Consider the following 25,628-nt stretch of genomic DNA (forward strand, 5'->3'; position numbering starts at 1 on the left):
GCACTCAGACGTCGAGCCGTATCCATGTGGTTACGGTGCGTTGCTCCTCGGACACACCAACACGAGCACCGTACTGCCAGCGCCGATCTGGGGCCGGGACCCGTCGCGGTGACCAGCTAGTGGCGCAGAGCGCGCTCGAGTTCGTCGCGGCCCATCTTCGAACGGCCGGGCAAGCCGCGCTTCTGCGCTTCGCGATAGAGCTCTTGCCGTGTCTTCGGCTCGGATCCGCCGGTCCGTTTGCGCTGGGCAACCGCCGCACCCTGCTTTCCCAGCGCGGTCCGCGTCTTCTTCGGCATCCCGGAAATCGTCTTCTCCGACTTGGCGGCCTTCACAGCCTTACGCACGTTCTTACGCGCCGCCGCCGCTGCTTGTCAGTAGCCATACCCGCGCCGGTTCCCACCGACCAGGCCGGCCAATCACGGGCAGACCTCAGGTTCTGCTCCTCCTACGGAAGGGGTTAGCACAGAAAAACCCGTCGGGATGCCACTCATCCCCCGGCATGTCGATCGAGATCCGCACTGACCGCCGAAGTCTGTCAGCTCTTCTTGGCAGCTGCCTTGCCGCCCTTGCGGCCGGCCTCCTTTTTCTGTGCGGTCGTGCCCCCCTGCTTGCTGCTGCCACCCTTACCGCTCTGCTGACCGCCGCGCTCGCTCGACTTCGACGAATTGGCGATCTTCGCGGCACGCTGTTTGGACATCCCCTTGTCCTTGAGAGCTTCGTACTGCTTCTCGTTCTTGACGTTCGCGGACTTACCAGGCATCACTACCTCCAAAGCTCGTCGGCCCGCCGGTACCCAGTCCCATTCACGGTCGAACTTGGCGAACCAGCCGCACGGAATCTGTCAGGCTGCGGAAGTGTCAGTGAGTTGCTTGGGGGCGGGGTGTAAGCGAATCTTTGGTGCGGGGATATGAGGGTGTGAAGCAGACAACGCCAGGCGGGCAGTTCGAGCAGCTGTACCGGGCGCACTACGTGGCTGTGTTGGCCTACGTCGTCCGTCGGTCGGCGGATGTGGAGGCGGCTCGGGACGTGGTTTCGGAGGTGTTCGAGATTGCGTGGCGACGTCGCGAGGAGATTCCGGCGCAGCATGTGAGGCCGTGGCTGTATCGGGTTGCGGCTAATCGGCTCGGGCATCGGTATCGCAGTGATCAGCGTGAACTGCAGGCGTTGCGTCGGCTTGCCACTGAGGCCGCCACGGATAGTGCCATGCGAGGCACCGCGGAGCAGGTGGAGGCGGCGCATGCGCTGGCCGAGGTGGTCACGGCGCTTGGTCGGCTTGGTGTCAAGGATCAGCAGGTGCTGCTGCTCAATGCCTGGGAAGGTCTCTCCGGCCACGAGTTGGCGGTTGCGCTCGGATGCTCCACCACGGCGGCCGGAGTTCGGCTGCACCGGGCCCGGCGGCGGCTCAAGTCCGTCGTTGGTGCTGATCGTGAATCTTCCACCCCGCCGGCGCCGGCCGTCGACGGATCCGTTCAGAGAACAGGACACAGCTCATGACGCGTACTTCGAGGATGGACATACTCCGCACCAACGATCCCGCCGCCAACGCGGCACTCTCGCTCGACGCCCGCGCCGAGGCCGACCTCCAGCGAATCGTCGGCATCCCAGCCGAGGCCGGCTCAGTCGGCGGCGTCCGGCACCCCAGCCCGGTACTGCGTTCGCGGCGGCTGGCCGTCGCCGTCGCGGCGGGCGGTGCCCTGGTGGCCGGCGTCGCGGTCGCCGCACCCCTGGTAGGTGGCGGAGAGACCGCCTCACCGGCGTACGCGGTGACCGACGCCGGGAACGGCAAGATCACCGTCACCATCTACCGGGCCGAGGATGCCGACGGACTCGAACGCCGGCTCGCCCAGGCCGGGCTGCGAGCCGAGGTCGTCTACTTCCCGCGCGGCATGCATTGCGAACGCTCGCCGCACGGTGTCGGGTTCGACGGCCAGTGGAGCAGCACCGACAACTGGGACGGACAGCGGTCGCACGGCACCTCGTACACGCTCAAGCCGGCCGACTTCAAGGGCGCCACCTTGGTGATCGAGCAATCCGACTCGAACGCAACGGTGCCAGGGAAGCCCGCCAGGGCCTTCAGCAACAAGATGGGCTTCCTGAAAGACGGCACCTTCGGCCCCTGCGTCCTGACACCGGTCCGCTGACCGTTGCTGCAGTCCGGCCCCCGCAGATCGGCTATGCGCTATCCAGTGCTGTCAGTTCATCCTCGGTGAGGGTGGTGGACGCGCCCTCCACGGCCTGCTCGAGTTGTCCGACGCTGCTGACTCCGACGATCGGGGTCAGCGCCGGGCTTCCGGAGGCCAGCCATGCGAGCACTACCTGGCCCGGTTGGAGTCCGCGCGCGGTGGCGACACGGGTCAGGGCCGCTATCCGTCGGTCGGTACCGGGGTGGCGGTACTCGGTCTCGAGTGGGCGGTCGGTGCGGTCGTACCGGCCCTGGAGGGTGGCGGTGTAGACCCAGCCGTCGAAGGACGGGTTGCGTCGCAGGAAGTCGAGGCCGTCCGGTGACAGCATGCCCAATGGGATCGGCTGGCCCTCCACGGCCATGCCGCCGGCGGGCTGAAGGTACGAGTAGCGCTCCTGGTACGCGGTTGGCTGCGGCAGGCCGGCGTGTTCGGCGGTGGCCCGGATCCGTTCGAGCAGCCAGGACGGGTGGTTCGACACGCCCCAGCGAGCAGTCAGGCCGTCACGGACCAGGCCGCCGAACGTCTCGACCAGGTCCTCCACCGGAACGGTTGGGTCTTCGACGTGCGCCCAGTACAGGTCCACACCGTCCACGCCGAGCCGCTCCAAACTCTTCGCCAGAGCAGCCCGTACGACGTCCTCGCCCAGTCCTTCGAGGTGATCGGGGAACCCGCCGACCCGTGTGGGCTGGGCGCCTACTTTGGTACTGAGGCGGACGCGGACCCCGGGGTTGGACGCCAGCCAGCGGCCCAGCAACGCCTCGCTCTGGCCGCCGAACCCCGTCTCGGAGGTCCAGAAGCTGTAGTTGTTGGAGGTGTCGATGAAGGCCCCGCCCAGTTCGGCGTACCGGTCGAGGATCGAGAAAGCGGTCCGTTCGTCCACCCTGGTACCGAAGTACATCGTCCCGAGGGCCATCGTGGGAGTGTTCATGGCTCCAGCCTCGTTGCTGGAGCGCACTCCAGGTCAAGCCGCGAGCTGCGGGGGTGGTAGAAGGCGGTTCTCCTGCATCAGGATCACCACATGCTTGGCTGGCGCTACCCATGGCTGCACGTCGTTGGCAGAAGGCGGTGAGTGGCTAGCTGATCGACCATTGCCGGAGGGCGGAGCCGGTGTTGGGTTGCTGCGTGGCCTTGGCGCCGTCCGTGGTGGAGGCGGTGGTCAGTAGCAGGCCGCTGCTGACGGCAGTGAGGGTGTAGGTGCCGTTGGCAAGTTTGGTGGCGGTCCAGCGCTGGTTGGGGCCGTTGGTGCAGGTCCACTGGATGATCGCCGTACCGGCGGTGGTCGCGCCGCCGCTGACGTCGGCGCAGAGGCCGGACGAGTTGTTCTTGAGCGTGTACGAGCCGTCGGCCTGCTGAGCGAATGTCCACTTCTGGTTGAGGTCGCCGTGGTTGGTCCAGGTGATCAGCTGAGTGCCGTTCACGGTACTGCGATCAGGGTTGTCCAGCGCCTTACCGCCCGTCGAGACAGTCCGTACGCCGCTGAGGTTCTGCGGCACCGTTCCGACCTGGGTGACTTGCTGGCGCTGGGGGTGCTCGAGGCGGTGAAAGAGTCCGGCCGCTCGGTGCTCGGCGACGTGTCGGTGATCGGCTTCGACGACACCGCCCCTGTCGCCCTGACCCATCCGGCACTGACCGCCGTGGCGATCCCCAGCCGGGAGATGGCTCAACAAGCGACCAACCTCCTCCTCCGAGCCATCGCCGAAGGCGCACCCCCGATCAACTCGGCCCAACTCCTCCGCACCACCCTCGTAATCCGCGACAGCACCGGCCCTGCCCGCCGGTAGCGAGCCCCAGCGACCACCAGGGTTGCCGGGGCTCGTGCTATTTGGGGCTATTCGCCGAACAGGTCGTCGGTCTCGCCGGCGACAGCGTGGTGCGTGACGCCTGGGAAGGGGGTGGGGATCTTGCCCAGGTTCTGGATGGGGGTTGTGAGGCCGGTGGCGTGGCCTACGGCGTACAGGTAGGCGGCGTCGGTGTCGTGGTCCACGGCGGTGAGCAGCGTGCTCTGCCTGCCGCACTTGACGGCGACCAGCGAGTCGAAGCTCCCCCAGCCCTGGGCCCGGACCTGCTTCACGATGGGCTTCATCGGTGACGTCGTCGGAATCCGGATGGTGTAGAGCGCGCCGCCGCGGGTCGTGGCGAGGAGCGTGTCGTAGGTGCCCGTCCCGCTGATCATCGTCATCGTCTTGACCGCGCCGAAGCCCGGGTACGAGCCGAGCGCCTTGAAACCGTCGAGGTTCCAGCGGAACAGCACGCCGTCGTCACGCAGGCCGTAGAAATAGCGGGTCCGCTGGAGATACCCGGTTTGGGACTCCTCGATCTGCGTGAACCGGTCCCAGCCGCCACCGAGCCGTCGCGACGTGACCTCCGGCTCCGGCTCGACACCGTCCCAGCTGATCTGCGCGGCGTACAGGCCGGTTCCGCTGATCACCTTGCCGTACGACCAGGACGAGCCGGTGAGCGCGCTGACGTACCAGACCGCGCTCTCCTTAACCGGGAAAACCTTGACCTTGGAGCCCGGCTTCCCCGTCGGCGGCTTGGTCGCCACCACCTCCACCCCACCGCTGTTTCCGGCCGCATCGAACGCCCCGACGTACATAGCGCACGGGTCGGCCGACGCCCAGGCCGCGACCGTCGGGGCAGCACTCGCCGGAGTCGCGACCGCACCGGCAACCAAGGCCGCCGCGATCAGCGCGGAGACTCGTTTCAAGCTCATCTGAGTTGTCCTCTTCTCTCCTGAAGTTTCCTCATGAGCTCGATGCGGTCTACACCACAAAAGTTGTGATTCGTCAGGTGAGCTGTGACAGGTGGGTGAGCTTGTCGGGGTTCGCCATGCCGTAGATGGCGCGTACTCGGCCGCCCGAGGAGTCCGCTTCGACGGTGAGGACCGCTACCACCTGATCACCGGTGAAGATCAGGGCTGTTGGGGTGCCGCCGGGGAGGGACCAGCGGATCTCGCAGCCCGCGTACTGGGGGCCGACCGCGGCCAGTAGGCGGGCGACTTTGGTGGCGCCGTGGATCGGTCGCAGGGCGGCGCGGGCGCGGCCGCCTCCGTCGTTCCACAGGGTGACGTCGGGGGCCAGTACGTCGAGCAGGTCGGTCAGGCTGCCTCCGACGGCCGCGTTCACGAACCGCTCCGCAGCCACCAGGGCGTCGCGACGGTCGGCAGTGAAGCGGGGGCGTCTCGCGTGGACGTGCCCCCGCGCCCGGTGGACGAGTTGGCGTACCGCGGCGGGCGTCCGGTCGAGAATCCCGGCGATCTCGTCGTACTCGAAGTCGAAGGCCTCCTTGAGGACGAAGGCGGCCCGTTCGAGGGGCGACAGCGTCTCCAGGACGACGAGCAGGCCGAGCGCGACGCCGCCGCGGCGTTCCTCCAGGGTGTCGGCGGTGTCTTCGCTCCACAGCGGCTCCGGCAACCACGGGCCGACGTACTCCTCCCGCAGCCTGCGCACCTTGCGGAGCTCGTCGACCGCCCGGTGCACGACGATGCGCATCAGGTACGCGCGTGGGTGGTCGATCGCCGCGAGGTCGACTTTCTCCCAGCGCAACCACGCCTCCTGTACGACGTCCTCGGCGTCCGTGACGCTACCGAGGATGTCGTACGCCGCCGCGAACAGCAGGTTGTGGTTCGCGGCGAAGACGGCCGCCCGCTCGTCCGTCATGCCGCCCTCACCGGCTCCGCCTCACCTTCGTGGAGTCCGAACCTCGCGTGCAGACGCCGTAGCGGCCGCGGAGCCCACCAGGTGGCGCGGCCGCCGAGTCGCATCGCTGCCGGCAGCAGTGCGCCCCGGATCAACGTCGCGTCGACCAGTACCGCCAGTGGCAGGCCGACCCCGAACGCCTTCATGAAGGTGATGTCGGAGACGAGGAAGCCGAGGAACACCAGCGAGATGAGCACGGCGGCGGCCGTCACGATCCGGCCCACTTTCTCGAGGCCTACGGCGACTGCGGTGATCCCGTCACTGCCGCGATCGCGTTCCTCCTTGATCCGTGCGAGTAAGAAGACCTGGTAGTCCATCGCCAGGCCGAAGGCCACGCAGAAGAGCATGACGGGCACGGTCGACGCCAGCGAGCCGGTCACGACGAACCCGCCGAGCAGGTCGACCAGGTGCCCCTGCTGGAAGATCCAGACGAGCGCGCCGAACGTGGCAGACAGGCTCAGCACACTGAGCACCACCGCCAGCAGCGGCACGAAAACGCTGCCAGTGAGCAGGAAGAGCAGCACAATGATGGCCACCGCGAGTACTGCGGCGGCAACCGGCAACCGGTCGCGCAGCGTCGCTGTCGTGTCATGACCGAGGGCGGCGATTCCGCCGACGTACGCCGTCGCCGGAGCCGGCACAGCTCGCGTGTCCTCGACCAGCGCGTCGAGTGCCCGCTCGTCGTCGGTCGACGGCACCACGGACAGGTACGCGGCGTTGTCCGCGCGGAATCCGGCGTGGGTCGGGCCGGCCGAAGCGACCTGCGTGCCGGAGCTGTAGCTGCCGGTGGGGCCGTCGACCCGGTCGACATTCGGTTGTTTCGACAGCTCCGCGGCGTACCGGCTCAGGTCGCCGGTTGCGGCGGGCATCACGACGGTCAGCGCGTTCTGCTCGCCGGAACCGAAGCTCTCTCGCAGTACGTCGGCCACCTGCCGCGAGCTCGCGGACTCCGGCATCGACCGCTCGTCCGGAGTGCTCAGCTTGAGGTCGAGGAACGGGGTGCCGAGCAGCAGCAGTACGGCGGTGATCACGGTGGCGACGGGAAGCGGGCGACGCATCACCAGTACCGCGGTCCGGTGCCAGAATCCGGCCGCCACCGGCCGGGCCTGCCTAGCACTTCCACCGGCACCGGCCCCGCGTCGACCGAGAACGCGCCGGCCCGAGATCGCCAGCAGCGCAGGCAACACGGTGAGCGAGGTGATGGCCGAGAGCAGCGCGACCACGATCCCGGCGTACGCCATCGAGCGAAGCGCGAGCAGCGGGAACCAGAGCATCGTCGACACCGCGATCGCCACTGTCACCGCGGAGAACGCCACCGTACGTCCGGCCGACCGCAGGGTGTTTCGCAGTGCTTCGGCGACCTCATGGCCGGCCAGCAGTTCTTCCCTGAACCGGTTGACGATCAGCAGGCTGTAGTCGATCGCCAGCCCCAGTCCGAGCAGCGTGACGACGTTGACGGCGAGCACCGAGAGGTCGATCACCGTCGTCAACGCCCACATCACGCCGAGCGTGGTCAGCAGCGTGATCAGCGCGACGACGAGTGGCAGCGCCGCGGCGACGAGACTGCCGAACACCAGGACCAGCGCCACCAGCGCGACCGGAAAGGCCAGCGCCTCGCCGATCGTGGCGTCGTGCGCGCTCTGGTCCACCATCTCGTGGTTGAGCATGGCGTACCCGCCGACCCGTACCTCGAGACCGTCGCGCTCTCCCTCGAAGTCCGGTACCAGCGTGTCCAGCCGCCGGTCGACCGCAGTGTCGTCACCGGTGACGGTGGCCAGGACCAGCGCCTTGTTCCCCTCGGTACTCCGCAGCTGCGCCGACCGCCCCGAGGTCCAGTACGACGTGACCGCCTTGACCTGATCCTCGTTGGCCAGTCGATCGGTCAATGCCTTGCCGGCCGCCGCGACCGCCGGGTCGTCCACCGACCCGGGAGCCTCGACCAGCAGGACCAGGTTCGACTGCCCTTGACCGAAGTGGTCCCGCAAGGTGGCGGCCGCGACACCGGAGTCCGCGTCCGGGTTGTCGAAACCGCCACCCTTCATCCGGTCGAACAGGGTTCCGCTCATCGCACCACCGAGCAGTGCCACAGCGACCGCTAGCAGAATCACCCGGCGCCGGCGGCGCAACAGCAGACCCGCCATTCTCTCCAGCACTTCAGTCGTCCTCACGTCCGTCCGACGGCGCCCGAGTGCGCTCGCCCGTTGCCCATAGGACTTGCGGGTCGTCGCCGGATGTGACATCGCGGAGGGAGGCGAGCGTCACACTCGATCAGCGGCGGTACTACGAACGGCCGGTTCTCAGCGAGCCGTCAACCCGTCGGTCACGCTCGCGTGCACCGGCGCCCAGCCCAGGTTGCGGGTGGCCTTGGCGTGCGAGATCCGCAGCGTGGTGTCGATCAGCAAGCAGCCCAGGTACGGGACGGCCAGTCTGATCAGCCATCTCGGCGTCACGACCGGGCGCGGCGTACCGTGTACGCGCGCGACCGTCGTGATGAAGTCACGCCAGCTCATCGGCTGGTCGTCCACGATGTTGTACGCCTCTCCCCCGCGACCGTGTTCCATCGCCGCGACCGCGGCCGCCGCGGCGTCGTCCACGTGGATGAAGGAGGTGGTGCCGGTCTTGCCGCGCGGCAGGATCGGCGCCCGCTTGCGCATCGCATCGGCGAACAGATCGCTGAACGCGTTCGGGCCGTAGAACATGCCGTAGCGCAAGGCGATGCCCTCGATGCCGTCGGCGGCGAACACCTGCCTCTCGGTCGCCAGGCTGGAGTCGGTGACCAGATCGGCGACGGTACCGGCGTGCACGCCGAACTCGTCGTCCTCGGTCAGGATCCGGTCGCCGTGGTCGAGGTACCCGTATCCGGTGATCAGCGACTGGGTGACGAAGCGGCGCGCGCCGACGGCCCGCGCGGCATCGAGAAGATGCGCGGTCCCCCGTTCGCGCAAGGCGATGGTCGGGTCGTCGGGGCCCAGCTTGCGCGAAGGCTTGCGCAGCGCCGTGGCCTGGTGCATGACCACGTCGGCGGCCTGCCCGTCGACCGCGCGCAGCAGCGCATCGCGATCGAGTACGTCGGCGATGACGGCGGTCGCCCCACGATCGGTGACGAGCCGCCGCTTGGCAGGGTCGCGGATGACGGCAACCACCTCGTGCCCCGACGCGGCCAGCGCCGACAGCAACGGAAGCCCGATCGCGCCGGTCGCCCCGGCCAGCAGTACCTTCATCGCCCATGCCCTTTCGCCGTAGGTATTGGTGTCATCTTGCGGGCTTCGGCGAGTGCGGTCACCACCGCCTCGATGTCGGCGGGGCTGGTTCGATGGCTGGTGATGCACAGGCGGAGGGCGGGACGCCCTGCGAGCAGAACCGTGCTGAGCCACGCTGCGCCGCTGCTGACCACGTGATCGGCGACGGCGGCGTGCCAGCCGGCGCTGCTCTCATGGCCTCCCGTCTCGGCCTCGGGAGCCGCCACGCAAATGACGGGTAGAGGGGTGTCATTGATCCGCGACCAGCCGTCCTCGGAGAGACGGCGCGCGAGCAGCTCGCCGAGGTGGACGTCCCGCTCGAGCTGTTCGGCGTAGGCCGGCCTGCCCGCTATCGCCAATGCCAGGAAGACCTTGAGGCCGGCGAAGCGCCGTGACCACTGCACGCTGGTGGCGTAGGGGTCGGGCGCATCTTCGGTCTCGGCGGGCATGTACGAGGTCGTTGCGTGAAAGCTCTGCAAGAGTGCGGCCGGATGCTGGGTGAGGAACATCCCCGCGCCCATCGGCGCCGACAGCCATTTGTGCGCGTCGATCGTGACGCTGTCGGCCGCCTCGATCCCTGTCAGCAGCGGTCGCAGCGTGTCGGACAGGGCGACCGCGCCTGCCCACGCCGCGTCTACATGGAAATGCAGTTCCCACTCCCGCGCCCTCGCCGCCAGCTCGGGCAGAGGGTCGAGCGCACCTCCGGCCGTAGTACCCGCCGTACCGACCAGCAGGAAGGGGCGAAGGCCGGCCGCCACGTCTGCCGCGTGCATCTCGTGCAACCTGGCCAGGTCCATGCGGTGTGCACTGTCGGAGGGCACCAGCCGTACGGCGTCGCGGCCCAGTCCTGTCATGTGCGCGATCTTGAGCCAGGCCAGGTGACTCTCGGCGGAGGCATACAGCACAGGTCGTCCGGGCAGGCCGGACAGTCCCTGCTCCGGGTAGGTGGCGAACGCGCGGGTCAGGGCAACGACGACTGCCGTCAGGTTGGCCTCGGCGCCACCAACTGTGAAGGCGCCCTCCGTAGTGGCGGGCAGGCCGAGGCGGCCGGCCATGAAGCGCAGTACGTGCCGTTCCATCTCGACCGCGGCGGGCGCGTGGCTGTAGGCGGCCAGCTGCGGATTGACTGCGGCAGCGATGAGTTCGCCCGCTACGCCCCACCAGGTGGGAGTGGGGTTGAACAGGCCGAAGTAGCGGGGATGCGTCGTGTGCACTCCCCAGCGGCCCAATGCCTCCATCACCTCGGGCATCGCTTCACCAGGTGCTCTCGCCACCTCGAAGTCCTGACCTGCAAGCCATTCACGCAGCCACGCGGTGCCGGGCTCGTGCGGTGCCACCGGCCCGTCGGCCACCTCCTTCGCGTGCTGCACCACCAAGTCCACGGCGGCCGTCAGCAGCCTGGCTCCTTCTTCTTCGCCCACGTCGAGCGGTCCCTGTCGATTCATGCCGCCACTGTCGTCGGACGCGTTGTTGGCTACCAGTGGCGAAAAAGTCGTGTTCCACAAGATTTGGGCCACTAGACTTCACGGCATGGCGAGGATCCGCGTGGTCGTTCCTGTGCTGGACGAGTGTCCACTGTTCGAGCTGGCCGTCCCCTGTGAGGTCTTCGGCCGGGATCGCCGCGACCTGACCCCGGACTGGTACGACCTCGCACTCTGCCAGAGCACCGACCAGGAGCAGACGTCCCTCAACGGGCTGTCGCTGCGCGCGCCGTACGGGCTGGAGGAGATGTGCTCGGCCGATCTGGTCGTGGTGCCCGCTTGCGCGGACGGCTCCTACCGCCCGCCTGAGGCGCTGCTGGAGGCCCTGGTCGATGCGCACGAGAGGGGAGCACGGGTGGCCGCAGTGTGCTCGGGCGCCTTCGTCCTGGCCGCCGCCGGGCTGCTCGAAGGCCGCACGGCTGCCACACATTGGATGCATGCGAGTGAGCTGCAGCGGCGCTACCCGAGGGTCGACGTCAATCCTCGGGCGCTGTTCATCGACGAGGGTGACATCCTCACCAGCGCCGGTACTGCGGCGGGCATCGACCTGTGCCTGCACATAGTCCGCCGTGACTTCGGCGCAGCCGTGGCGGCGGAGGTCGGTCGCAGGATGGTCGTCGCACCGCAGCGGGAGGGCGACCAGGCGCAGTACGCGTCGCCGGACCTGCCTGTACCGGCCCAGGACAGGGGCCTGAGCCCGGTGCTGGAGTGGGCGCTTGAGCGGCTGCATGAGCCGGTCACTATTCCGCAACTGGCCGAGCAGGCCCGGATGAGCACCAGGACCTTCACCCGCCGCTTCCGCCATGAGACGGGCCTCACCCCCATCGGCTGGCTCACCCGGCGCCGCCTGGACAGGGCGCGCGAGCTGTTGGAGACCACCCGCCTGCCGGTCGACGCTGTGGCGGAGCGCTCGGGCTTCAGTACGGGCAACGGCCTGCGTCAGCACTTCACCAAGGTCCTCGGCACCACACCCTCCGCCTACCGCCGCGCCTTCTGGAGTTCCGGCGACTTGGTGACTGGTGACAGCGGGCGGCGTTGACGGCGTACCCGGCGGCTGTCGAAGACCAGTACCAGCGGCACCGCCAGCAGCAGTGCGATCACGCCGTCGAGCCAGTAATGGTTGGCTGTCACCACGACCACGGCGAACGTGATCACTGGATGAGCGATCCACAACCAGCGCCAGCGGGACCGGGTGGCTCGGATCAGGTAGACCGCGACCATAAAGGCCCAGCCGACGTGCAGACTCGGCATCGCCGCGAACTGGTTCGCCAGACCGCTCTCCGCGTCGGGTCCGTAGACCGACTGCCCGAGCAGTACGCCGGTGTCGACCCAACCGAGTTCGGGCAGCATCCGTGGTGGCGCCAGCGGGAACATCAGATGCCCGATCAAGGCGAATCCGGTCAGTAGCGCCAGCGACCAGCGGGCTTTCGTGTACTCCGCCGGGCGTTTGACCAGTAGCCAGATCAGCACCAGCGCGGTCAGCGGGAAGTGCACGGCGGCGTAGTACCGGTTGGCGATCGAGATGAGATCGGGGATCCGTAAGGCGAGCGACTGGACATCGGCTTCACTCGGCAATCCCAGGCCGGCCTGGAAGTGGATGAGGGCGTCGGCGTTGAGGAACGCAGCTCCGGCGTGCTGCGCGGAGATGAGCCGGCCGAGGTTGTAGATGCCGAAGAGCGCCGCCATCAGCGCGACCTCACGCAGGATCCGTCGGGGTTGCGGATGGTCAGCCAGCATGGCCGCGTCGAGGTGGTCAGGCACGGTGCCTCCTCTGTCGAAGGGTTCGGCCATAGGACTCCGGCCGACCCCATCGCTGTGACGCTCCGTGAGGCGAATCACCTCAGCTAGGGTGCCGACCCAGCAGGTCGATCCGCTGCGCGGGCTTGGCGGCGTCGGGCGGCCTGGCGATGGCTCTTGCCGACGTTGCCGCAGTACCGCATCTGGCACCAACGACGGGACGCGTTCTTGCTGGTGTCGATGAACAGAACCCAGCAGTTCTCGCCGTCACACTGCTTGACCCGCGTGAGTCGGGGGCTGGTGGCGAGTTCTGCAGCAGAAGCGGCGATCAGATGGAGAGGTGCCATCAGGTCGGCTGAACGGTCCCATGACCACTGCAGCCCGCCACTCGCCGGCTCGAGCGTGGCTGCGCTGATCGCTCGGGCGTAGGCATCCCGTAGGCGATGGGCCGCAGGTGGCAGCGGGGCATGAGCGGCAACAGCGCTGAAGACTGCGAGGACCGCCGCGCGAAGGTCGACGGCGGCCGCGACGGCGTGCGCCGAGCTCTCACGTGCAAGAGCCGCGAGTTGCTGCTGCTCTGCGTCGTCGATGACTTGGGCGTACTCGAGCCAGGCCAGCAGGCCGGCGTAGTCAGCTTGGCGCCGGTCAGTACCGAGATGATCCCGGTCCTGGCCCTGGTCGGCTTTCGGCTCGAGCGTGTTGGCGAAGTCGAGGCAGAGCGCGCCGCCGTTCAGCGCCGGGTAGCGGTCAGCCAGCTCGTCCATGACTACCTTCTATAGCCATTTTGATGGTAGTCAGGTAGGGAGGGATTGTCGATCCGCCATCCCCGCGGAGGCACCGATGAATGGTCACAGCGATCCGCCCGAACCCCGACGACGACGTCACGATTCCCAGACTGGCACATCGCCGGGGCGTTCGCCGGTACTGCCAGCGGACCGGCTCAGACGCGCTCGAGCCGGTACTGCGGCACTGTTCCTGCTGACCGGAGTGGTCTTTGCCACCTGGGCCGCACGGATCCCGGCGCGTAAGGCAGAACTGGGTTTGTCGGACGCGCAACTGGCGGTCGCCTTCGTCGGCCTGAACGCCGGCGCGATCATGGGCCTGCAGCTTGGTGCCGCGGTCGTCACGCGGGTCGGTAGTCGCCGAGCGCTCACGGTGTCGCTACCGGTGTTCGCCGGCATGCTGGTTCCCATCGCCCATGCGCCGGGGCTGGTGACGCTGACCATCGCACTGGCCGTGTCGGCGATCGCCAACAGCGTTGTGGACGTGGCGATCAACGACCAGGGCGTTGGCTTGCAACACGCGTACGGCCGTCCTGTGCTGTCCGGGCTACACGCCATGCATAGCCTCGGCGGGGTCGCCGGTGGTGCCCTCGCGGCTGGCGCTGCCTTCCTGGATACGGGCGTTGGCGTCCACTTCACAGCAGTTGCGATCGTCGCCGCGGTTCTGGGGATCCTCGCGAGCAGGAGGCTTCTTCCTCCGGGCAAGTTGCATGCGCCTGCGTCCGCCGGTGAGCTGCGCCCTGGTCTGCTGTCCGGGTGGTCTCGCCGGCTGGTCTTGCTGGGGGCATTGGCATTCGTCTTCACGCTCGCCGAGAGCAGCGCCCTGGATTGGAGCGCTGTCCTGCTCCGCGACACCCACCACACCACGGCCGCCGTCGCGGCTATCGGACTCGCCGTCTTCCAGGCCACGGTCACCCTCGGACGAGCGCTCGGCGATCGGATCATCGATCGCGCCGGACCGGTCCGGGTGTTTCGTCTCAGCGCACTCCTTGCCGGTGGAGGTCTCGGCGCCGGCCTCTTGGTCGGTACGCCGTGGAGCGCCGTGGCGGGGCTCGCCCTTCTCGGACTCGGCCTCGCGAACCTCCTGCCGATCAGCATCGCCGCCGCCGGGTCCGGTGGGCGTATCCCCGTGCCCGTGGCCGTTGCCCGCGTTTCCGCGCTCGGCTATCTCGGCTCGTTCACCGGCCCTGCCCTGATCGGCCTCCTCACCCACGCCACCAGCCTGCCGACGGCCCTCCTGCTCCCCGCTATCGCCATCGCCGCAACCACAGTCGCCGCAGCAGCGGTCCGCGATGAGCCAGGGCGACCCCACTCGGCGACCGCATCGGGTAGTTAGGGCGTCCGGTCGCGGGGTACCGGCGGGCCATGCCTACAGCGATTGTGACCGGATCGGACAGTGGAATCGGCAAGGCGACGGCGGTTGCTCTGGCCCAGGACGGGTTCGACGTCGGCGTGACGTGGCACAGCGATGCCGAGGGTGCCGAGCAGACGGCCAAGGAGGTTCGTGGCCATGGCCGGAGGGCGGAGGTCCGGCAGCTCGACCTTCTCGATCTGCCGGCCGCGGCGGACGTCATCGATGACCTGGCGGAGACCCTCGGCGGCGTCGAGGTTCTCGTCGCGAACAGCGGCACTGGTACCAGCGAACTCGCCGTCGACCTGAGCTTCGACGACTGGCGCAAGGTGATCTCCGTCGACCTCGACGGCGCCTTCCTGTGCCTGCAACGAGCCGCTCGCAGAATGATCCAGCAAGGCCGAGGTGGCCGGCTGATCGCGGTGACCAGCGTGCACGAGCACCAGCCGCGCGTCGGCGCCGCGCCGTACGACGCGGCCAAGGGTGGCCTGGGCCTGCTGATCAAGACGTTGGCCCTCGAACTCGGCGAACACGGCATCACCGCCAACGCGGTAGCCCCCGGCGAGATCGCCACCCCGATGACCGGCCAGGAGGACGAGGACCCGCACGGCAAGGACCGCCCCGGCGTACCGCTCGGCAGGCCCGGCGACGCCCGCGAGATCGCCGCCGTGATCGCCTTCCTCGCCTCCCCCGCCGCCTCGTACGTCACCGGCGCCAGCATCGTCGCCGACGGCGGCATGCTCAACATGGGCCCCATGGCCGGCAGCCACCTCCCCACCAACGACTGGCGCCGCCCCTAACAACCGCGGCCACCGGAGCCAACGCGCTCTACTTGTGGGAGTGGCCGGGCTATCCGGCGTACTACATTCCGGTCGAGGACGTCGCCGAGGGGCTGTTGCGAGACACCGGGCAGGTGGCGCAACAGCCGCGTGGCCTGGCCCGGATCCACGAGCCCGGCCACAGACAGGCACGCCGGTACGACGATGGCTAGCGGTCGAGGCGGCTGGGGGCTGTGGATCCGGTGCGGCGTACGAGCCAGGCCTCGGTGATGTGGGCGGACATGGCCTCTGCGGCGCCGGTCGGGTCGTGGGCCGCGATCCGCTCCTGGACGCGGCGGTGTCCCTTGTTCGAGGCTACGCAGAGGGCGCGTTCGTTCTTGCCCACGTAGCGGGCCGTGTTGCCGACCTGACTCTCCAGCGCGCGCACGACCCCACGGGCGATGCGGTTGCCGGACGCCTGCATGATCGTGTCGTGGAAGGCCTGGTCCAGTTCGCGATACGCGACAGCGTCGTCCACTTGCTCGTCCATCAGGTCCACGAGCTCCCGTAGCCGGTCGACCGTGTCTTGGTCGGCAGTCTTTGCGGCGACCAGAGCCATGTCCGATTCGAGCAGCCTGCGGGTGACCACCAGGTCGTCGAGAACGGTCAGGCTGTCGTCCTCGGCGATGACCGACCCAAGGACGAGTTCGTCGAGGATGTTCCACATCGCCGGCGGGGTGACCACCGTGCCCGCGCCCTGGCGTACCTGAACCAGACCCTTTTCCTGCAGGACCTTCACAGCCTCGCGGATGACGGTTCGGCTGACTGCGAAGGCCTCGCACAGCGCGGGCTCGGGCGGCAGCGACGTCCCGGAGGGGTGAACCCCGCCCACGATGCGTTGCACGAGTTCGGCGGTGACCGCACTCGCGAGGCTCGCCGGCCGGCGAACCCATGCCGGGGCGACGGACCCGCTCGCGGTCCGTTGCTGGCCTGAAGCCGTCATCTCTCCTCCGGTGGCACTCACGTCGGCATGGGTGAGCGTCGGAACGAGTGTACTGCAACGACCCGTTGACGTCATACGTCATACGAATTATGTTTGCGCCACTTCGCCGGGCTTTCCGTCGCCCGTCACTCGTCTGAAGAAGTGAGCACGCAATGAAGCAGCGCAGACTCTGGTCCGCCGCCCTGGTCGTGGGCCTGGTGTTGACCGCCGGTTGCGGTACCGCCGCCGGACCGGGCTCGTCCACCGGTACCGGCGACAAGCTCGTCGTGTGGGACTGGAAGTCCGGCGACGCGAAGGCCGCCGGCTATGTGGCGAAGGCCAAGGCCGACTTCGCCAAGAACCACCCCGGCGTCACCGTTGAGTTCGTGGCCCAGCCGTTCGACCAGTACTACACATTGCTCGGGGCGGCGATCCAGTCCGGCAAAGGGCCTGACGTCATCCTCTTCAACGGAGGCGGTCAGCTCCGCGACCGATCTGACGCGCTGGCCCCACTCGATTCCTACCTCGCCGAGGACAAGCAGCGACTGGCCGGCTGGGACGCGTTCACCAAGGCCGGGAAGGTCTACGCGGCACCGGTCACGCTGCAAGGGCATCCCGTCTACTACAACAAGGCGCTCTACGAGAAGGCCGGGCTGAACCCGGACGCTCCCGCCAGAACCTGGGACGAGTTCGTCAAGAACTGTGGCGTCATCACCGCGAAGACCGGCGCGAAATGCTTCGCACTGGGCAACAAGGAAGGCATCGGCATCCAGTTCTTCCTGTCGGCGCTGGGATCGGCAACCCTGACACCGCAGGAGTACGACGACTGGATCGCCGGCAAGCGGAACTGGTCCGCACCGAATGTGAAACGGATCTTCGAGCTGTGGAAGCAGGCCGACGACGCCGGTCTGAACAACAGCGGCGCCAACTCCACCGCGATGTTCAACGACGCGTTCGCGCTCTTCCAGTCCGGCAAGGCGGCCCATGTCATCGGCCTGATGTCCGACATCGGGCACTGGAAGGACTTCGCCGAGTTCATCGGTGCGGACAAGGTCGGCGTCATGGGCGCGCCCCTGGTCGATCCCGCGGCGACTCCGAGCCTCCCGTACGACGGTGGCATCGGGTACGGCGTCGCGAAATGGACCAAGGACCCGAAGCTGGCCGCGGACCTGGTGCGATCGCTGACCTCGACCGACGCACTGAAGGCCTTTTACCAGGACGGCGGCGCGATCGCCTCCGACACCACGATCGACGTCACCCAGGGCGGCCCGGCCGTCGAGAAGATCGTCTCCGGGGTCAAGACCGGCAAGCCCGCACTGCACGTCGCGCTGTCGTCCAAGACGATCGAGCTGATGGGGCGCCTCTCCCAGCAGTTGCTCAGCGGCTCGATCACCGTGGACCAAGTGGTGCAGCAGTTGGCCGCCTCCGACAAGACGGGCTGATCGGAGTGGCTGGACACCGCGGCGGGTCGCGGGCCGAGCGCCTCGCGCCGTTCGTCCTGCTGGCACCGGCTCTGCTGATCATCGTCGTACTACGGCTGTGGCCGCTGCTGCTCGGAATCAACTTCTCCTTCACCGGTGACGGCAACCGCAACGGCACCGCGGTCGGCTTCGACAACTACCTGACTCTGTTCGGCGATCCACTCTTCCGTACCGCGCTCCGCAACGTCGGCCTGCTCGTGCTGCTGCTCCCGTTGGCGGTGGCGATCCCTGGCCTGATCGCCACCTTCATCTATCTGCGGGTGCCAGGACACCGGCTCTATCGCGGTGTCTATTTCTTCCCCGCGGTGCTGTCCCCGGTGATCGTCGGAGCGATCTTCAACCTGTTGCTCGCCTACGACGGTCCGCTCAACACGCTCCTCGGTGAGTTGGGTCTCGGACCGGTGGACTGGCTCGGCGATCCCGGCGTGGCGATCTTCGCGGTCGTCGGGGTGCACGTCTGGGCGACCTTCGGGATGGCGATGGTCGTCTTCCTGGCCGGCTTCTCCACCCTCGACGCGTCCCTGCTGGACGCCGCCAGGATGGACGGCGCCGCCCTCCCGCAGACCATCCTGCACGTGATCGTTCCCAGCCTGTCCCGCACGATCCAGTTCGTCTTCGTCACCACGATGATCGGCATGCTCACCTCGATGTTCGGCCTGCTGTACGTGATGACCAGCGGCGGGCCGGCGGGCTCCACCTACCTGCCCGAGTACTACATCTGGATCCAGCAGGGACAGATGAACCAGCCCGCGCTCGCCTCCGCGGCGTCCACCGCGCTGTTCCTGATCATGCTGGTGGTCGGACTGGCCCAGATCGGCCTGCTGCGACGCGCCACCAAGGAGGCCTGATGTCCGGCACCCGGTTGACGAAATGGGTGGTCGCGATCCCGCTGGCCGCCCTCGCGCTGGCCACGGTCTACCCGCTGGTGTTCACCGCCAACGTCGCGATGAAGACCCGCCGGGAGTACGTCCTCGACCGGTTCGCCCCGGCCGACTCGTTGCACTGGGCAAACATCGTCAAGGCCTGGACCAGCGTCGGGATGTCCCGGTACTTCCTGAACTCGGTGATCGTCGTGGCCTGCTCGGTCGCGCTGCTCCTGCTGCTCGGGTCGATGGCGGGCTTCGCGCTCGGCCGGCTGCGCTTCCGCGGCTCGTCCTGGCTCTTCGTGGGGATTCTCGCGGCACTGTTCATCCCCTTCCAGGTGATCATGGTTCCGCTGGCGCGGATCATGGCCGGCACCGGCCTGATCGACACGTACCCCGGGCTGGTCCTCGTGTACGTGGCGCAGTTCCTGCCGTTCACGATCTTCCTCCTGGCCAGCTACTACTCGACTGTGCCGCAGGAGATCATCGACGCCGCACGCATCGACGGGAACTCCGTGTACGGGGTCTACCGGCGGATCATGCTCCCGCTGGGCGCTCCGGCGCTGCTGTCGGTCGGCGTACTCAACGCTCTGTTCTGCTGGAACGACGTCCTCATCTCGCTGCTGATGATGCCGTCCGCGGAGCACCGCACGCTGATGGTCGGAGTCACTTCGTTGCGCGGGCAGTACTCCGACGACATCCCGACGTTCGCGTCCGGCGTACTGATCGCCGCGGTGCCCGTTCTCGTCGTCTATCTCTTCCTGCAACGCCAGATCGCCGACGGTGTCACCGCCGGGTCGACGAAGGGCTGACATGCGCATCACTGGATACCGGACCCTCACCACGGTCCAGCACTGGGGCCGGCCGATCGGCGACGCCAACGGCGTGTACACCGATGGCCTCGGCCGGGTTCCGATCGTCGTCGTCGACACCGACGAAGGCATCTCCGGCGTCGGGCTCGGATCGCACGTGATGATCGAGAACATCTTCGCCGCCCTCGAGGGCGAGGACCCGCGCAGCGTCACCGCACTCTACGACCGGATGCTGCGCCGGACGTTCAAGGCGGGCCACACCGGAGCGGTGTTCGGCACCATCGGTGCGCTCGACACCGCGCTGTGGGACATCAAGGCACAGGCAGCCGGGGAACCACTGTGGCGCCTGCTCGGTGGACGCGACCGCCGCGTGCCCGCCTACGCCTCGGGGCTGGACATCGCCCTCGACGACGACGAACTCGTCGCGCTGTACCAGACCTACGCCGACCACGGACTGCGCGCGGCGAAACTCAAAGGCGGCCTCGACATCGAGCGCGACCGGCATCGCCTCGGCCTGGTCCATGGCGTCCTCACCGACGCCGGCCACGGGCGCCGGCCGGGTCTCATGCTGGATGTCAACGAGAGCTGGACGCGCAAGCAGGCCGTCCGGCACGTCGGCGAAATCGAGCGAACCCTCGACCTCACCTGGATCGAGGAGCCGGTCCGGCGCTGGGACGCCGAAGGGCACGCCACCGTCGGCCGCGGAGTCCGCGCCTCGGTCGCCAGCGGCGAGAACCTCAGCGGGCTCGAACAGTTCCGTCCGCTGATCGCGGCCGGGGCGCTCGACATCGTCCAGACGGCCGCGGGCTGGGGCATCACGCATTTCCTGCGGGTCTCCGCCCTCGCGCACGCTCACGACCTGCCCATCAGTCCGATCGGCACCACACCCGTCGGCCTGCTGCACGCCGCGACCTCAGTGCCCAACCATCTCCTCAGCGAACTCCAGGACCTCCAGCCACCGGTGGGCGTCTCAGTCGACCTCCAGGTCGAGGACGGCGCGTTCGTCCTCGGCGACCGCCATGGTCTCGGCATCCGCCTCGACGAGGAAGCGATCCACGCATCCGGCCACCGGTTCCCCGATCAGCTGTCCGCCGGTTCCCACATCCGGCCCGAACGCGCCGGACTCCGCCTGCTCCCGGTCGACGCAGGCGAGGAACAGCACCTGACCGAACACCCCGCCCCGTGAGTTCGAGAATCAGAATGGAGACCAGTGGGATGAGACGCACACCCATCAGCGCGGCCCTGCAGGTGTTGATCCTTGCCGTGGTTGCCGTTGCGGTCCTGCCGGCGCAGCCGGCCCTCGCAGCCGTGACCAAGTTCTATGTCGACCCGGACCGCGGCAGCGACAGCTTCTCGGGGAAGACCAAAACGGCCGCCTTCAAGACGATCCAGCGGGCCCAGACCGCGGTCCGGGCAGTGAGCTCCACCATGTCCCGCGACATCGTGGTGAACCTCCGCGGGGGCACGTACCCGTTGGCGAGTCCGGTCGATTTCACGACCGCGGATTCGGGCCGCAACGGCCACTCGGTGATCTACCAGGCTTACGGCAACGAGACACCGGTCGTGACCAGTGGCAAGACCATCACCGGCTGGACCGCGGTCGGCAACGGTCAGTACAAGGCGCCGGTCGGAGCCTTGAACTTCCGGCAGATGTACATCAACGGCAGCCGCGGTACTCGGGCTCGCTATCCCGACCTCGGATCCAACTTCCAGCTCCAGTCCGCCGACAAGGCGAACCAGGTGCTGCGGGTACTCAGCCCGCAGGTCGCCGACTGGTCGAACTTCACCCAGGTCGAGATGGTGCTGCAGCTGCAGTGGGCGGAAAGCTTCCTGCGGCTGAAGTCCTACACCACCGCGGACGGCATGGCGAGCCTGTCCCTCCAGGACCGCGAGGCGGGCATCCTGTTCAAACGCCCCTACCCGCTGCTGTCGAACGGGTCGATGCTGCACTTCGAGAACGCCCGCGAGTTCCTCACCGAACCCGGCGAGTACTTCGTGGACACCGCCGAGCAGACCGTGTACTACCTGCCCCGCGACGGGGAGGACATGTCGACGGCGATCGTACAGGTGCCGACCCTGGAAACCCTGTTCACCATCAAGGGGACCAGCCTCGACGATCCGGTCCACAACCTGAGGTTCTCCGGTATCACCTTCGCCCAGACCACCTGGATGGAGGCGACCAAGAACGGCCTTCTCAACGCCCAGGGCGGTCACTACAACCTCTCGGCCGACACCAGCAACAACCAGTACGTCGACCGCCCACCGGCCGGCGTCTATGTCGCACTCGCCGACGCCGTGTCCTTCACCGGTAACACCTTCACTCAGATGGGCGCCACCGCTCTGGACCTGCACCACGGTGTCCACGACAGTGCCGTCACCGGCAATGTGGTTCACGACATCGCGGGCAACGGGATCATGGTGGGCAAGTTCTCCGATCCAGCCGTGGAGTACCACACGGTGTACAACCCGCCGGCCTCGCCCGCGGGTGAAGATCCACGCGAGGTCGTCACCAGGACCGCGGTCACCAACAACCTGATCAACCGGGTCGCGCAGGACTATCTCGGCACAGCGGGGATCAACGCCGGCTTCGTCAACTCCGTGACGATCGATCACAACGACATCTCCGACGCGGCCTGGACCGGCATCGCGCTCGGCTGGGGGTGGCAAGCCGCGGCCAACGCGTCGGGAAACAACTCGGTGAGCCACAACCGGATCGCCAACGTGGTCAACCAGCTCTGTGACGGCGCCGGCATCTACCACCTGTCCAACAGCCCGGGCACGGTGTTCGAGGCGAACTACATCCACGACGTCATCCGGACGCCGACGGCCTGCGGCTCACCCGTCGGCGGGGTCTACCTCGACGAGGGCACGAGCAACCTGACGCTGCGGAACAACGTGCTGTCGAACACCGACAACTTCATCAACCACAACGCCAACGGTCCCAACGTCGTCAAGGTCGGCAACGCGACGACCGGGACGGCGATCATGCAGGCGTCGGGCCTGGAGCCGGGCTACCAGGGTCTGCCGGCAAAGATCAACCTGGCCTACGCCAGGAGGACCACCGCCTCCTCGAACTACAGCGCGGGCTTCGCGAGCGCCAAGGCGAACGACAACAACGCAGCAACAGGCTGGTCGCCGGCAGGAACCGACACCTCGCCGTGGTGGCAGGTCGACCTCGGTACGCCGTCCGCGCTGAGCCAGTTCTCGCTCACCACCCGCCAGGACATCGACCAGCCACAGACCCGCAGCGGCTTCGAGGTCAGAGGCTCCAACGACCCCACCTTTGCCCGCTACACCGTGCTCGCGCGGCAGGACTCCGCGACCCTGCCGTACGGCGCCATCCTGACCGGCAAGGTCGACGTACGGCAGAAGTTCCGGTACGTGCGGGTCGCCAAGACCGATGGCGCATATTTTTACCTCACGGAACTCAGCCTGCAGCGGGCCGGCGGCGCACTGCGGGATTCGGTCACGCCGAGCTTCGACCCGTCGGCCTACCACACGCTGAGGAATGTGAACAGCGGGCTGGTGGCCGACGTGTACGGCAACTCCACCAGCGACGGCGCGGACGTGGTCCAGTGGGCCGGCAACAACGGGCTGAACCAGCAGTGGTCGATCGTGCGGGTCAGCGGCAACCTGCACAAGGTCGTCAACCGCAACAGCGGCAAGGTCATCGAGGTCGACAACGGCTCCCACTGGAAGGGAACGAAGCTGGTCCAGCGGACCTCCAACGGCCGCAACAACCAACTGTGGTACTTCGAACTGACCAGCGGCGGATACCTCATCCGCAATTTCGAGACCAAACAGGTCATGGAGATCTACGGCGCCGCGACCGGCAACGGAGCGTCAGTCGCCCAGTGGGCCGCACTCAACCAACTCAACCAGGTCTGGACGGTCCAGTGATGAGCACCAAGATCGTGGCGGCCGTTGCCGCAGCGGCGGCCGTACTGACCGGCTTCGTGCCGGTCGACGATGCGCAAGCAGCCGTCCAGCACACGTTTTACGTATCGCCGACGGGAAGCAACGGCAACGCCGGCACCACCGCCGCCTCGCCGTGGGCCACGCTGGAGAAAGTACGGGGTCACATCCGGGAGAAGCAGCTGAACAAAGGCATGACCGGCGATATCGTCGTTCACCTCCGCGGCGGGCGGCATGTCCGAACCGCGCCGTTCAACCTGACCGACGCGGACTCCGGCTCGAACGGCTTCAAGGTCATCTACCGGGCCTATCCCGGCGAGACTCCCATCATCGACGGCGGCAAGGCCGTCACCGGGTGGACGCGGGTCAGCGGCGCCCCGTACTACGTCGCCAGCGTCCCCGAGTCCGCCGGCTACGCCGACTACTTCCGGCAGCTGTACGTCGGCGGTAGGCGCGCCCAGTTGGCGATGAGCGAGGGGGTCGCCGGCAGCGCGTTCTGGGACGATCCCGCGATCCCCAATCCCCCGGCGCACCCGGACCGCCCCAGCCGCTCGTACGACGGCATCGAGTTTCCCGCGGGCAGTGTGCCGGCGTACACCAATGTCACCGACGTTCGGCTGTTCCACGTCGCGCTCGGCTTCAAGGTCGACTATTTCCCGATCGCCGGTATCACCACCAGCGGTGCCAACAAGCGCGTCCAGCTCGCGCAGCCGCACTTCCAGGTCCGGCTGAACCGCGACTCCGGCGTCTCGCTCAGCCACAACCACACCTACTTCTTCCTGAACGCGTTCGAGGAGCTGGATTCGCCGGGCGAGTGGTACCTCAACCGGGCGACCAACAAGATCTACTACTACCCCAGGCCCGGGGAGGATGTGAACGCCGCCGGCGCGTACGTCCCGGTGGTCGAGTCGCTCGTGAACGTCACCGGCCGCAGCGCGACCGCGAAGGCGCGCGCCATCATGTTTGACGGCGTCACCTTCGAGCACGGCAACTGGCTGCTGCCGCGCGACCGGTTCATCGGCGGCACGCAGGCCGAGGCGCTCTACGCGGCCGACCCGTTCAAGGATCCGCAGTACGACGGCTACGGGGGCGAGGTGCCCGGCCAGATCAAACTGACCAACACCGACGGCATCACCTTCACGAACAACACCGTTCGCAAGATGGGCAACGGCGGTCTGCAACTCCTGACCGGTGCCGAGAACACCACCATCACCGGCAACGTCTTCCACAACCTCACCGCGGCCGGCATCATCGCGGGCCGGTGGATGGACGTGCGGGCGGGCAGCGCGGCACGCACCAAGAACATTGTCATCAGCAACAACATCGTGGCCGACATCGGCGACGACTACTTCTCGGCGACCGGTATCAGCCTGATGAACACCTACAACGCGAACATCACGCACAACCTGGTCTACGACACCGCCTACACGGGGTTCCACCAACGCAAGTCGGACGAGTTCGGCCTGGTCGACGGAGTGGACGGCGTCGGGAAGACGACGTTCAGCCACAACGAGGTGCACCTGGCCACCGCCAAGCAGTCCTGGAACATCTACGACAACGCCGCCGTGTACACCTTCGGCGCCTGGCCGGGCACCGTCATCAGCCACAACTACGTGCACAACCACACGTCGACGACGAACTACTACAGCGACAACCAGAGCTACCAGACGCGCTGGGACTACAACGTCTCAGAAAGCAGCAGCTTCCACTGGTCGAACCGACACCGCACTCCCCTGTCGGTCTTCGCATCGCACAACTACACCGACAAGTCGAACAACGACACCCGCGGCGTCATCTTCGACGGCGACGGTGGGCCGCACGTGATCAGCAATGGTGCGTGGCCGGCGGAGGCGCGCGCGATCATGGACGGCGCCGGCCTGCAACCCGCCTACGAGCACCTGCGGTCGAAGGTGCCGGCAACCAACCTGGCCAACGCCTCCAGCCTGTCCGTCAACCGCAGCGCCTGGGATGTCGGGCTGAACAAGCTGTACGACGACACCACGCTCACCGGCGAGGCCAGCGCCCCGCAGAGCGAGGCGTGGGCGCAGTTCGACCTCGGGGCCGACCACCATGCCTTCACCTTCACCATCCAGCAGGACAACCGCGACACCACGATGGTCACGCGCTGGAAGGTGCAGCGCTGGAGCGCCAGCCAGAACGCCTGGATCGACATCATGCCCTACCAGCCCATCCGCACGACCGCCCCGGTCGTCTACCAGCCGCCCACGCAGCTCGCCACCACCAACCTTCGGCTGTACCTGCAGAACACCAACGCCGGCGGACGGGTCGGCGTCCAGGAGTTCAACGTCACCGGCATCCCCAAATAGCAGCTACCGCGCCCCGGGC

At 67.7% G+C, this 25,628-nt stretch carries 25 protein-coding genes; 13 read left to right on the plus strand and 12 right to left on the minus strand.

Annotation, left to right across the window (positions count from 1 at the left end; genetic code table 11):
* Positions 1 to 116: 116 nt before the first annotated feature.
* Together ACQPYM_RS23310 and ACQPYM_RS23315 are read right to left on the minus strand one after the other, a co-directional pair.
* Positions 117 to 344 (minus strand): hypothetical protein, encoded by a 228-nt coding sequence (locus ACQPYM_RS23310; protein ID WP_433003463.1) that lies wholly within the window; start codon positions 342 to 344, stop codon positions 117 to 119.
* A gap of 191 nt (positions 345 to 535) precedes the next feature.
* Positions 536 to 760, minus strand: a complete 225-nt coding sequence (locus ACQPYM_RS23315; protein ID WP_433003466.1) for a DUF7218 family protein — start codon at positions 758 to 760, stop codon at positions 536 to 538.
* 215 nt (positions 761 to 975) lie between these two features.
* On the opposite strand from ACQPYM_RS23315, the gene ACQPYM_RS23320 reads away from it, so the two are divergent.
* Both ACQPYM_RS23320 and ACQPYM_RS23325 read left to right on the plus strand, forming a co-directional pair.
* Positions 976 to 1,494, plus strand: a complete 519-nt coding sequence (locus tag ACQPYM_RS23320; RefSeq protein ID WP_433003469.1) for an RNA polymerase sigma factor — start codon at positions 976 to 978, stop codon at positions 1,492 to 1,494.
* Complete coding sequence (locus ACQPYM_RS23325; protein ID WP_433003472.1) at positions 1,491 to 2,141, plus strand: hypothetical protein; 651 nt, start codon at positions 1,491 to 1,493, stop codon at positions 2,139 to 2,141. Before ACQPYM_RS23320 ends, ACQPYM_RS23325 begins: the two co-directional genes overlap by 4 nt.
* A gap of 31 nt (positions 2,142 to 2,172) precedes the next feature.
* Here the strand turns inward: ACQPYM_RS23325 and ACQPYM_RS23330 are convergent, their stop codons facing one another.
* Both ACQPYM_RS23330 and ACQPYM_RS23335 read right to left on the minus strand, forming a co-directional pair.
* Positions 2,173 to 3,111: an aldo/keto reductase gene (locus ACQPYM_RS23330; RefSeq protein WP_433003474.1), complete on the minus strand. Its 939-nt coding sequence runs from the start codon at positions 3,109 to 3,111 to the stop codon at positions 2,173 to 2,175.
* A gap of 145 nt (positions 3,112 to 3,256) precedes the next feature.
* On the minus strand, positions 3,257 to 3,676 hold the full coding sequence (locus tag ACQPYM_RS23335; protein ID WP_433003477.1) for an RICIN domain-containing protein: 420 nt from the start codon (positions 3,674 to 3,676) through the stop codon (positions 3,257 to 3,259).
* A 45-nt stretch (positions 3,677 to 3,721) separates the two neighbouring features.
* Between ACQPYM_RS23335 and ACQPYM_RS23340 the strand changes: the two genes are divergently transcribed.
* Positions 3,722 to 3,964 (plus strand): substrate-binding domain-containing protein, encoded by a 243-nt coding sequence (locus tag ACQPYM_RS23340; RefSeq protein WP_433003480.1) that lies wholly within the window; start codon positions 3,722 to 3,724, stop codon positions 3,962 to 3,964.
* A gap of 47 nt (positions 3,965 to 4,011) precedes the next feature.
* On the opposite strand, the gene ACQPYM_RS23345 is transcribed toward ACQPYM_RS23340, so the two are convergent.
* The 5 genes from ACQPYM_RS23345 to ACQPYM_RS23365 all read right to left on the minus strand — a co-directional run bounded on the left by ACQPYM_RS23345 (position 4,012) and on the right by ACQPYM_RS23365 (position 10,565).
* Positions 4,012 to 4,896, minus strand: coding sequence for a hypothetical protein (locus tag ACQPYM_RS23345; RefSeq protein WP_433003483.1), 885 nt, complete (start codon positions 4,894 to 4,896; stop codon positions 4,012 to 4,014).
* Positions 4,897 to 4,969: 73 nt separating this feature from the next.
* Positions 4,970 to 5,842, minus strand: coding sequence for an RNA polymerase sigma factor SigJ (sigJ, locus tag ACQPYM_RS23350; RefSeq protein ID WP_433003486.1), 873 nt, complete (start codon positions 5,840 to 5,842; stop codon positions 4,970 to 4,972).
* Entirely contained in the window at positions 5,839 to 8,034 is a 2,196-nt protein-coding gene (locus ACQPYM_RS23355; RefSeq protein ID WP_433003489.1) for an MMPL family transporter, read from the minus strand. Before ACQPYM_RS23355 ends, sigJ begins: the two co-directional genes overlap by 4 nt.
* Before the next feature lie 144 nt (positions 8,035 to 8,178).
* Positions 8,179 to 9,102: an NAD-dependent epimerase/dehydratase family protein gene (locus ACQPYM_RS23360; protein WP_433003492.1), complete on the minus strand. Its 924-nt coding sequence runs from the start codon at positions 9,100 to 9,102 to the stop codon at positions 8,179 to 8,181.
* Positions 9,099 to 10,565 (minus strand): pyridoxal phosphate-dependent decarboxylase family protein, encoded by a 1,467-nt coding sequence (locus ACQPYM_RS23365; RefSeq protein ID WP_433003495.1) that lies wholly within the window; start codon positions 10,563 to 10,565, stop codon positions 9,099 to 9,101. Before ACQPYM_RS23365 ends, ACQPYM_RS23360 begins: the two co-directional genes overlap by 4 nt.
* A gap of 85 nt (positions 10,566 to 10,650) precedes the next feature.
* Between ACQPYM_RS23365 and ACQPYM_RS23370 the strand changes: the two genes are divergently transcribed.
* Positions 10,651 to 11,640, plus strand: coding sequence for a GlxA family transcriptional regulator (locus ACQPYM_RS23370; protein ID WP_433003498.1), 990 nt, complete (start codon positions 10,651 to 10,653; stop codon positions 11,638 to 11,640).
* Here ACQPYM_RS23370 and ACQPYM_RS23375 read toward each other — a convergent pair.
* Together ACQPYM_RS23375 and ACQPYM_RS23380 are read right to left on the minus strand one after the other, a co-directional pair.
* On the minus strand, positions 11,580 to 12,362 hold the full coding sequence (locus ACQPYM_RS23375) for a phosphatase PAP2 family protein (protein ID WP_433003501.1): 783 nt from the start codon (positions 12,360 to 12,362) through the stop codon (positions 11,580 to 11,582). The two genes, ACQPYM_RS23370 and ACQPYM_RS23375, sit on opposite strands and share 61 nt — an antisense overlap.
* 83 nt (positions 12,363 to 12,445) lie before the next feature.
* Entirely contained in the window at positions 12,446 to 13,102 is a 657-nt protein-coding gene (locus tag ACQPYM_RS23380) for a CGNR zinc finger domain-containing protein (RefSeq protein WP_433003504.1), read from the minus strand.
* A 76-nt stretch (positions 13,103 to 13,178) separates the two neighbouring features.
* Here ACQPYM_RS23380 and ACQPYM_RS23385 point away from each other — a divergent pair, with 76 nt between their 5' ends.
* Genes ACQPYM_RS23385 through ACQPYM_RS23395 form a run of 3 tightly spaced genes read left to right on the plus strand, consistent with a single transcriptional unit; the run spans position 13,179 to position 15,462 of the window.
* The gene (locus tag ACQPYM_RS23385; protein ID WP_433003507.1) at positions 13,179 to 14,456 is read left to right on the plus strand and encodes an MFS transporter; all 1,278 of its coding nucleotides are present in this window, start codon (positions 13,179 to 13,181) and stop codon (positions 14,454 to 14,456) included.
* A gap of 29 nt (positions 14,457 to 14,485) precedes the next feature.
* Positions 14,486 to 15,271: an SDR family oxidoreductase gene (locus ACQPYM_RS23390; RefSeq protein WP_433003510.1), complete on the plus strand. Its 786-nt coding sequence runs from the start codon at positions 14,486 to 14,488 to the stop codon at positions 15,269 to 15,271.
* A gap of 32 nt (positions 15,272 to 15,303) precedes the next feature.
* Positions 15,304 to 15,462: a hypothetical protein gene (locus tag ACQPYM_RS23395; RefSeq protein ID WP_433003514.1), complete on the plus strand. Its 159-nt coding sequence runs from the start codon at positions 15,304 to 15,306 to the stop codon at positions 15,460 to 15,462.
* On the opposite strand, the gene ACQPYM_RS23400 is transcribed toward ACQPYM_RS23395, so the two are convergent.
* The gene (locus tag ACQPYM_RS23400; RefSeq protein ID WP_433003517.1) at positions 15,459 to 16,232 is read right to left on the minus strand and encodes a FadR/GntR family transcriptional regulator; all 774 of its coding nucleotides are present in this window, start codon (positions 16,230 to 16,232) and stop codon (positions 15,459 to 15,461) included. The two genes, ACQPYM_RS23395 and ACQPYM_RS23400, sit on opposite strands and share 4 nt — an antisense overlap.
* A gap of 152 nt (positions 16,233 to 16,384) precedes the next feature.
* On the opposite strand from ACQPYM_RS23400, the gene ACQPYM_RS23405 reads away from it, so the two are divergent.
* The 6 genes from ACQPYM_RS23405 to ACQPYM_RS23430 are packed head-to-tail and all read left to right on the plus strand — an operon-like array spanning position 16,385 to position 25,609.
* Positions 16,385 to 17,653 carry an ABC transporter substrate-binding protein gene (locus ACQPYM_RS23405; protein WP_433003520.1) on the plus strand — a complete coding sequence of 423 codons (1,269 nt, stop codon included), beginning with the start codon at positions 16,385 to 16,387 and terminating at the stop codon, positions 17,651 to 17,653.
* Positions 17,654 to 17,658: 5 nt separating this feature from the next.
* A complete protein-coding gene (locus ACQPYM_RS23410) occupies positions 17,659 to 18,540 on the plus strand; it encodes a carbohydrate ABC transporter permease (RefSeq protein ID WP_433003523.1) in 882 nt (293 codons plus the stop codon).
* Entirely contained in the window at positions 18,540 to 19,367 is an 828-nt protein-coding gene (locus ACQPYM_RS23415; protein ID WP_433003526.1) for a carbohydrate ABC transporter permease, read from the plus strand. The genes ACQPYM_RS23410 and ACQPYM_RS23415 overlap by 1 nt, the downstream gene beginning before the upstream one ends.
* 1 nt (position 19,368) lies before the next feature.
* Positions 19,369 to 20,553: a mandelate racemase/muconate lactonizing enzyme family protein gene (locus ACQPYM_RS23420; RefSeq protein ID WP_433003528.1), complete on the plus strand. Its 1,185-nt coding sequence runs from the start codon at positions 19,369 to 19,371 to the stop codon at positions 20,551 to 20,553.
* 29 nt (positions 20,554 to 20,582) lie between these two features.
* Positions 20,583 to 23,267, plus strand: a complete 2,685-nt coding sequence (locus tag ACQPYM_RS23425; RefSeq protein WP_433003531.1) for an RICIN domain-containing protein — start codon at positions 20,583 to 20,585, stop codon at positions 23,265 to 23,267.
* On the plus strand, positions 23,267 to 25,609 hold the full coding sequence (locus tag ACQPYM_RS23430) for a right-handed parallel beta-helix repeat-containing protein (RefSeq protein ID WP_433003534.1): 2,343 nt from the start codon (positions 23,267 to 23,269) through the stop codon (positions 25,607 to 25,609). Before ACQPYM_RS23425 ends, ACQPYM_RS23430 begins: the two co-directional genes overlap by 1 nt.
* Positions 25,610 to 25,628 lie beyond the last annotated feature (19 nt).

The sequence above is a fragment of the Kribbella sp. CA-294648 genome (assembly GCF_050943845.1).
GTDB lineage: Bacteria > Actinomycetota > Actinomycetes > Propionibacteriales > Kribbellaceae > Kribbella.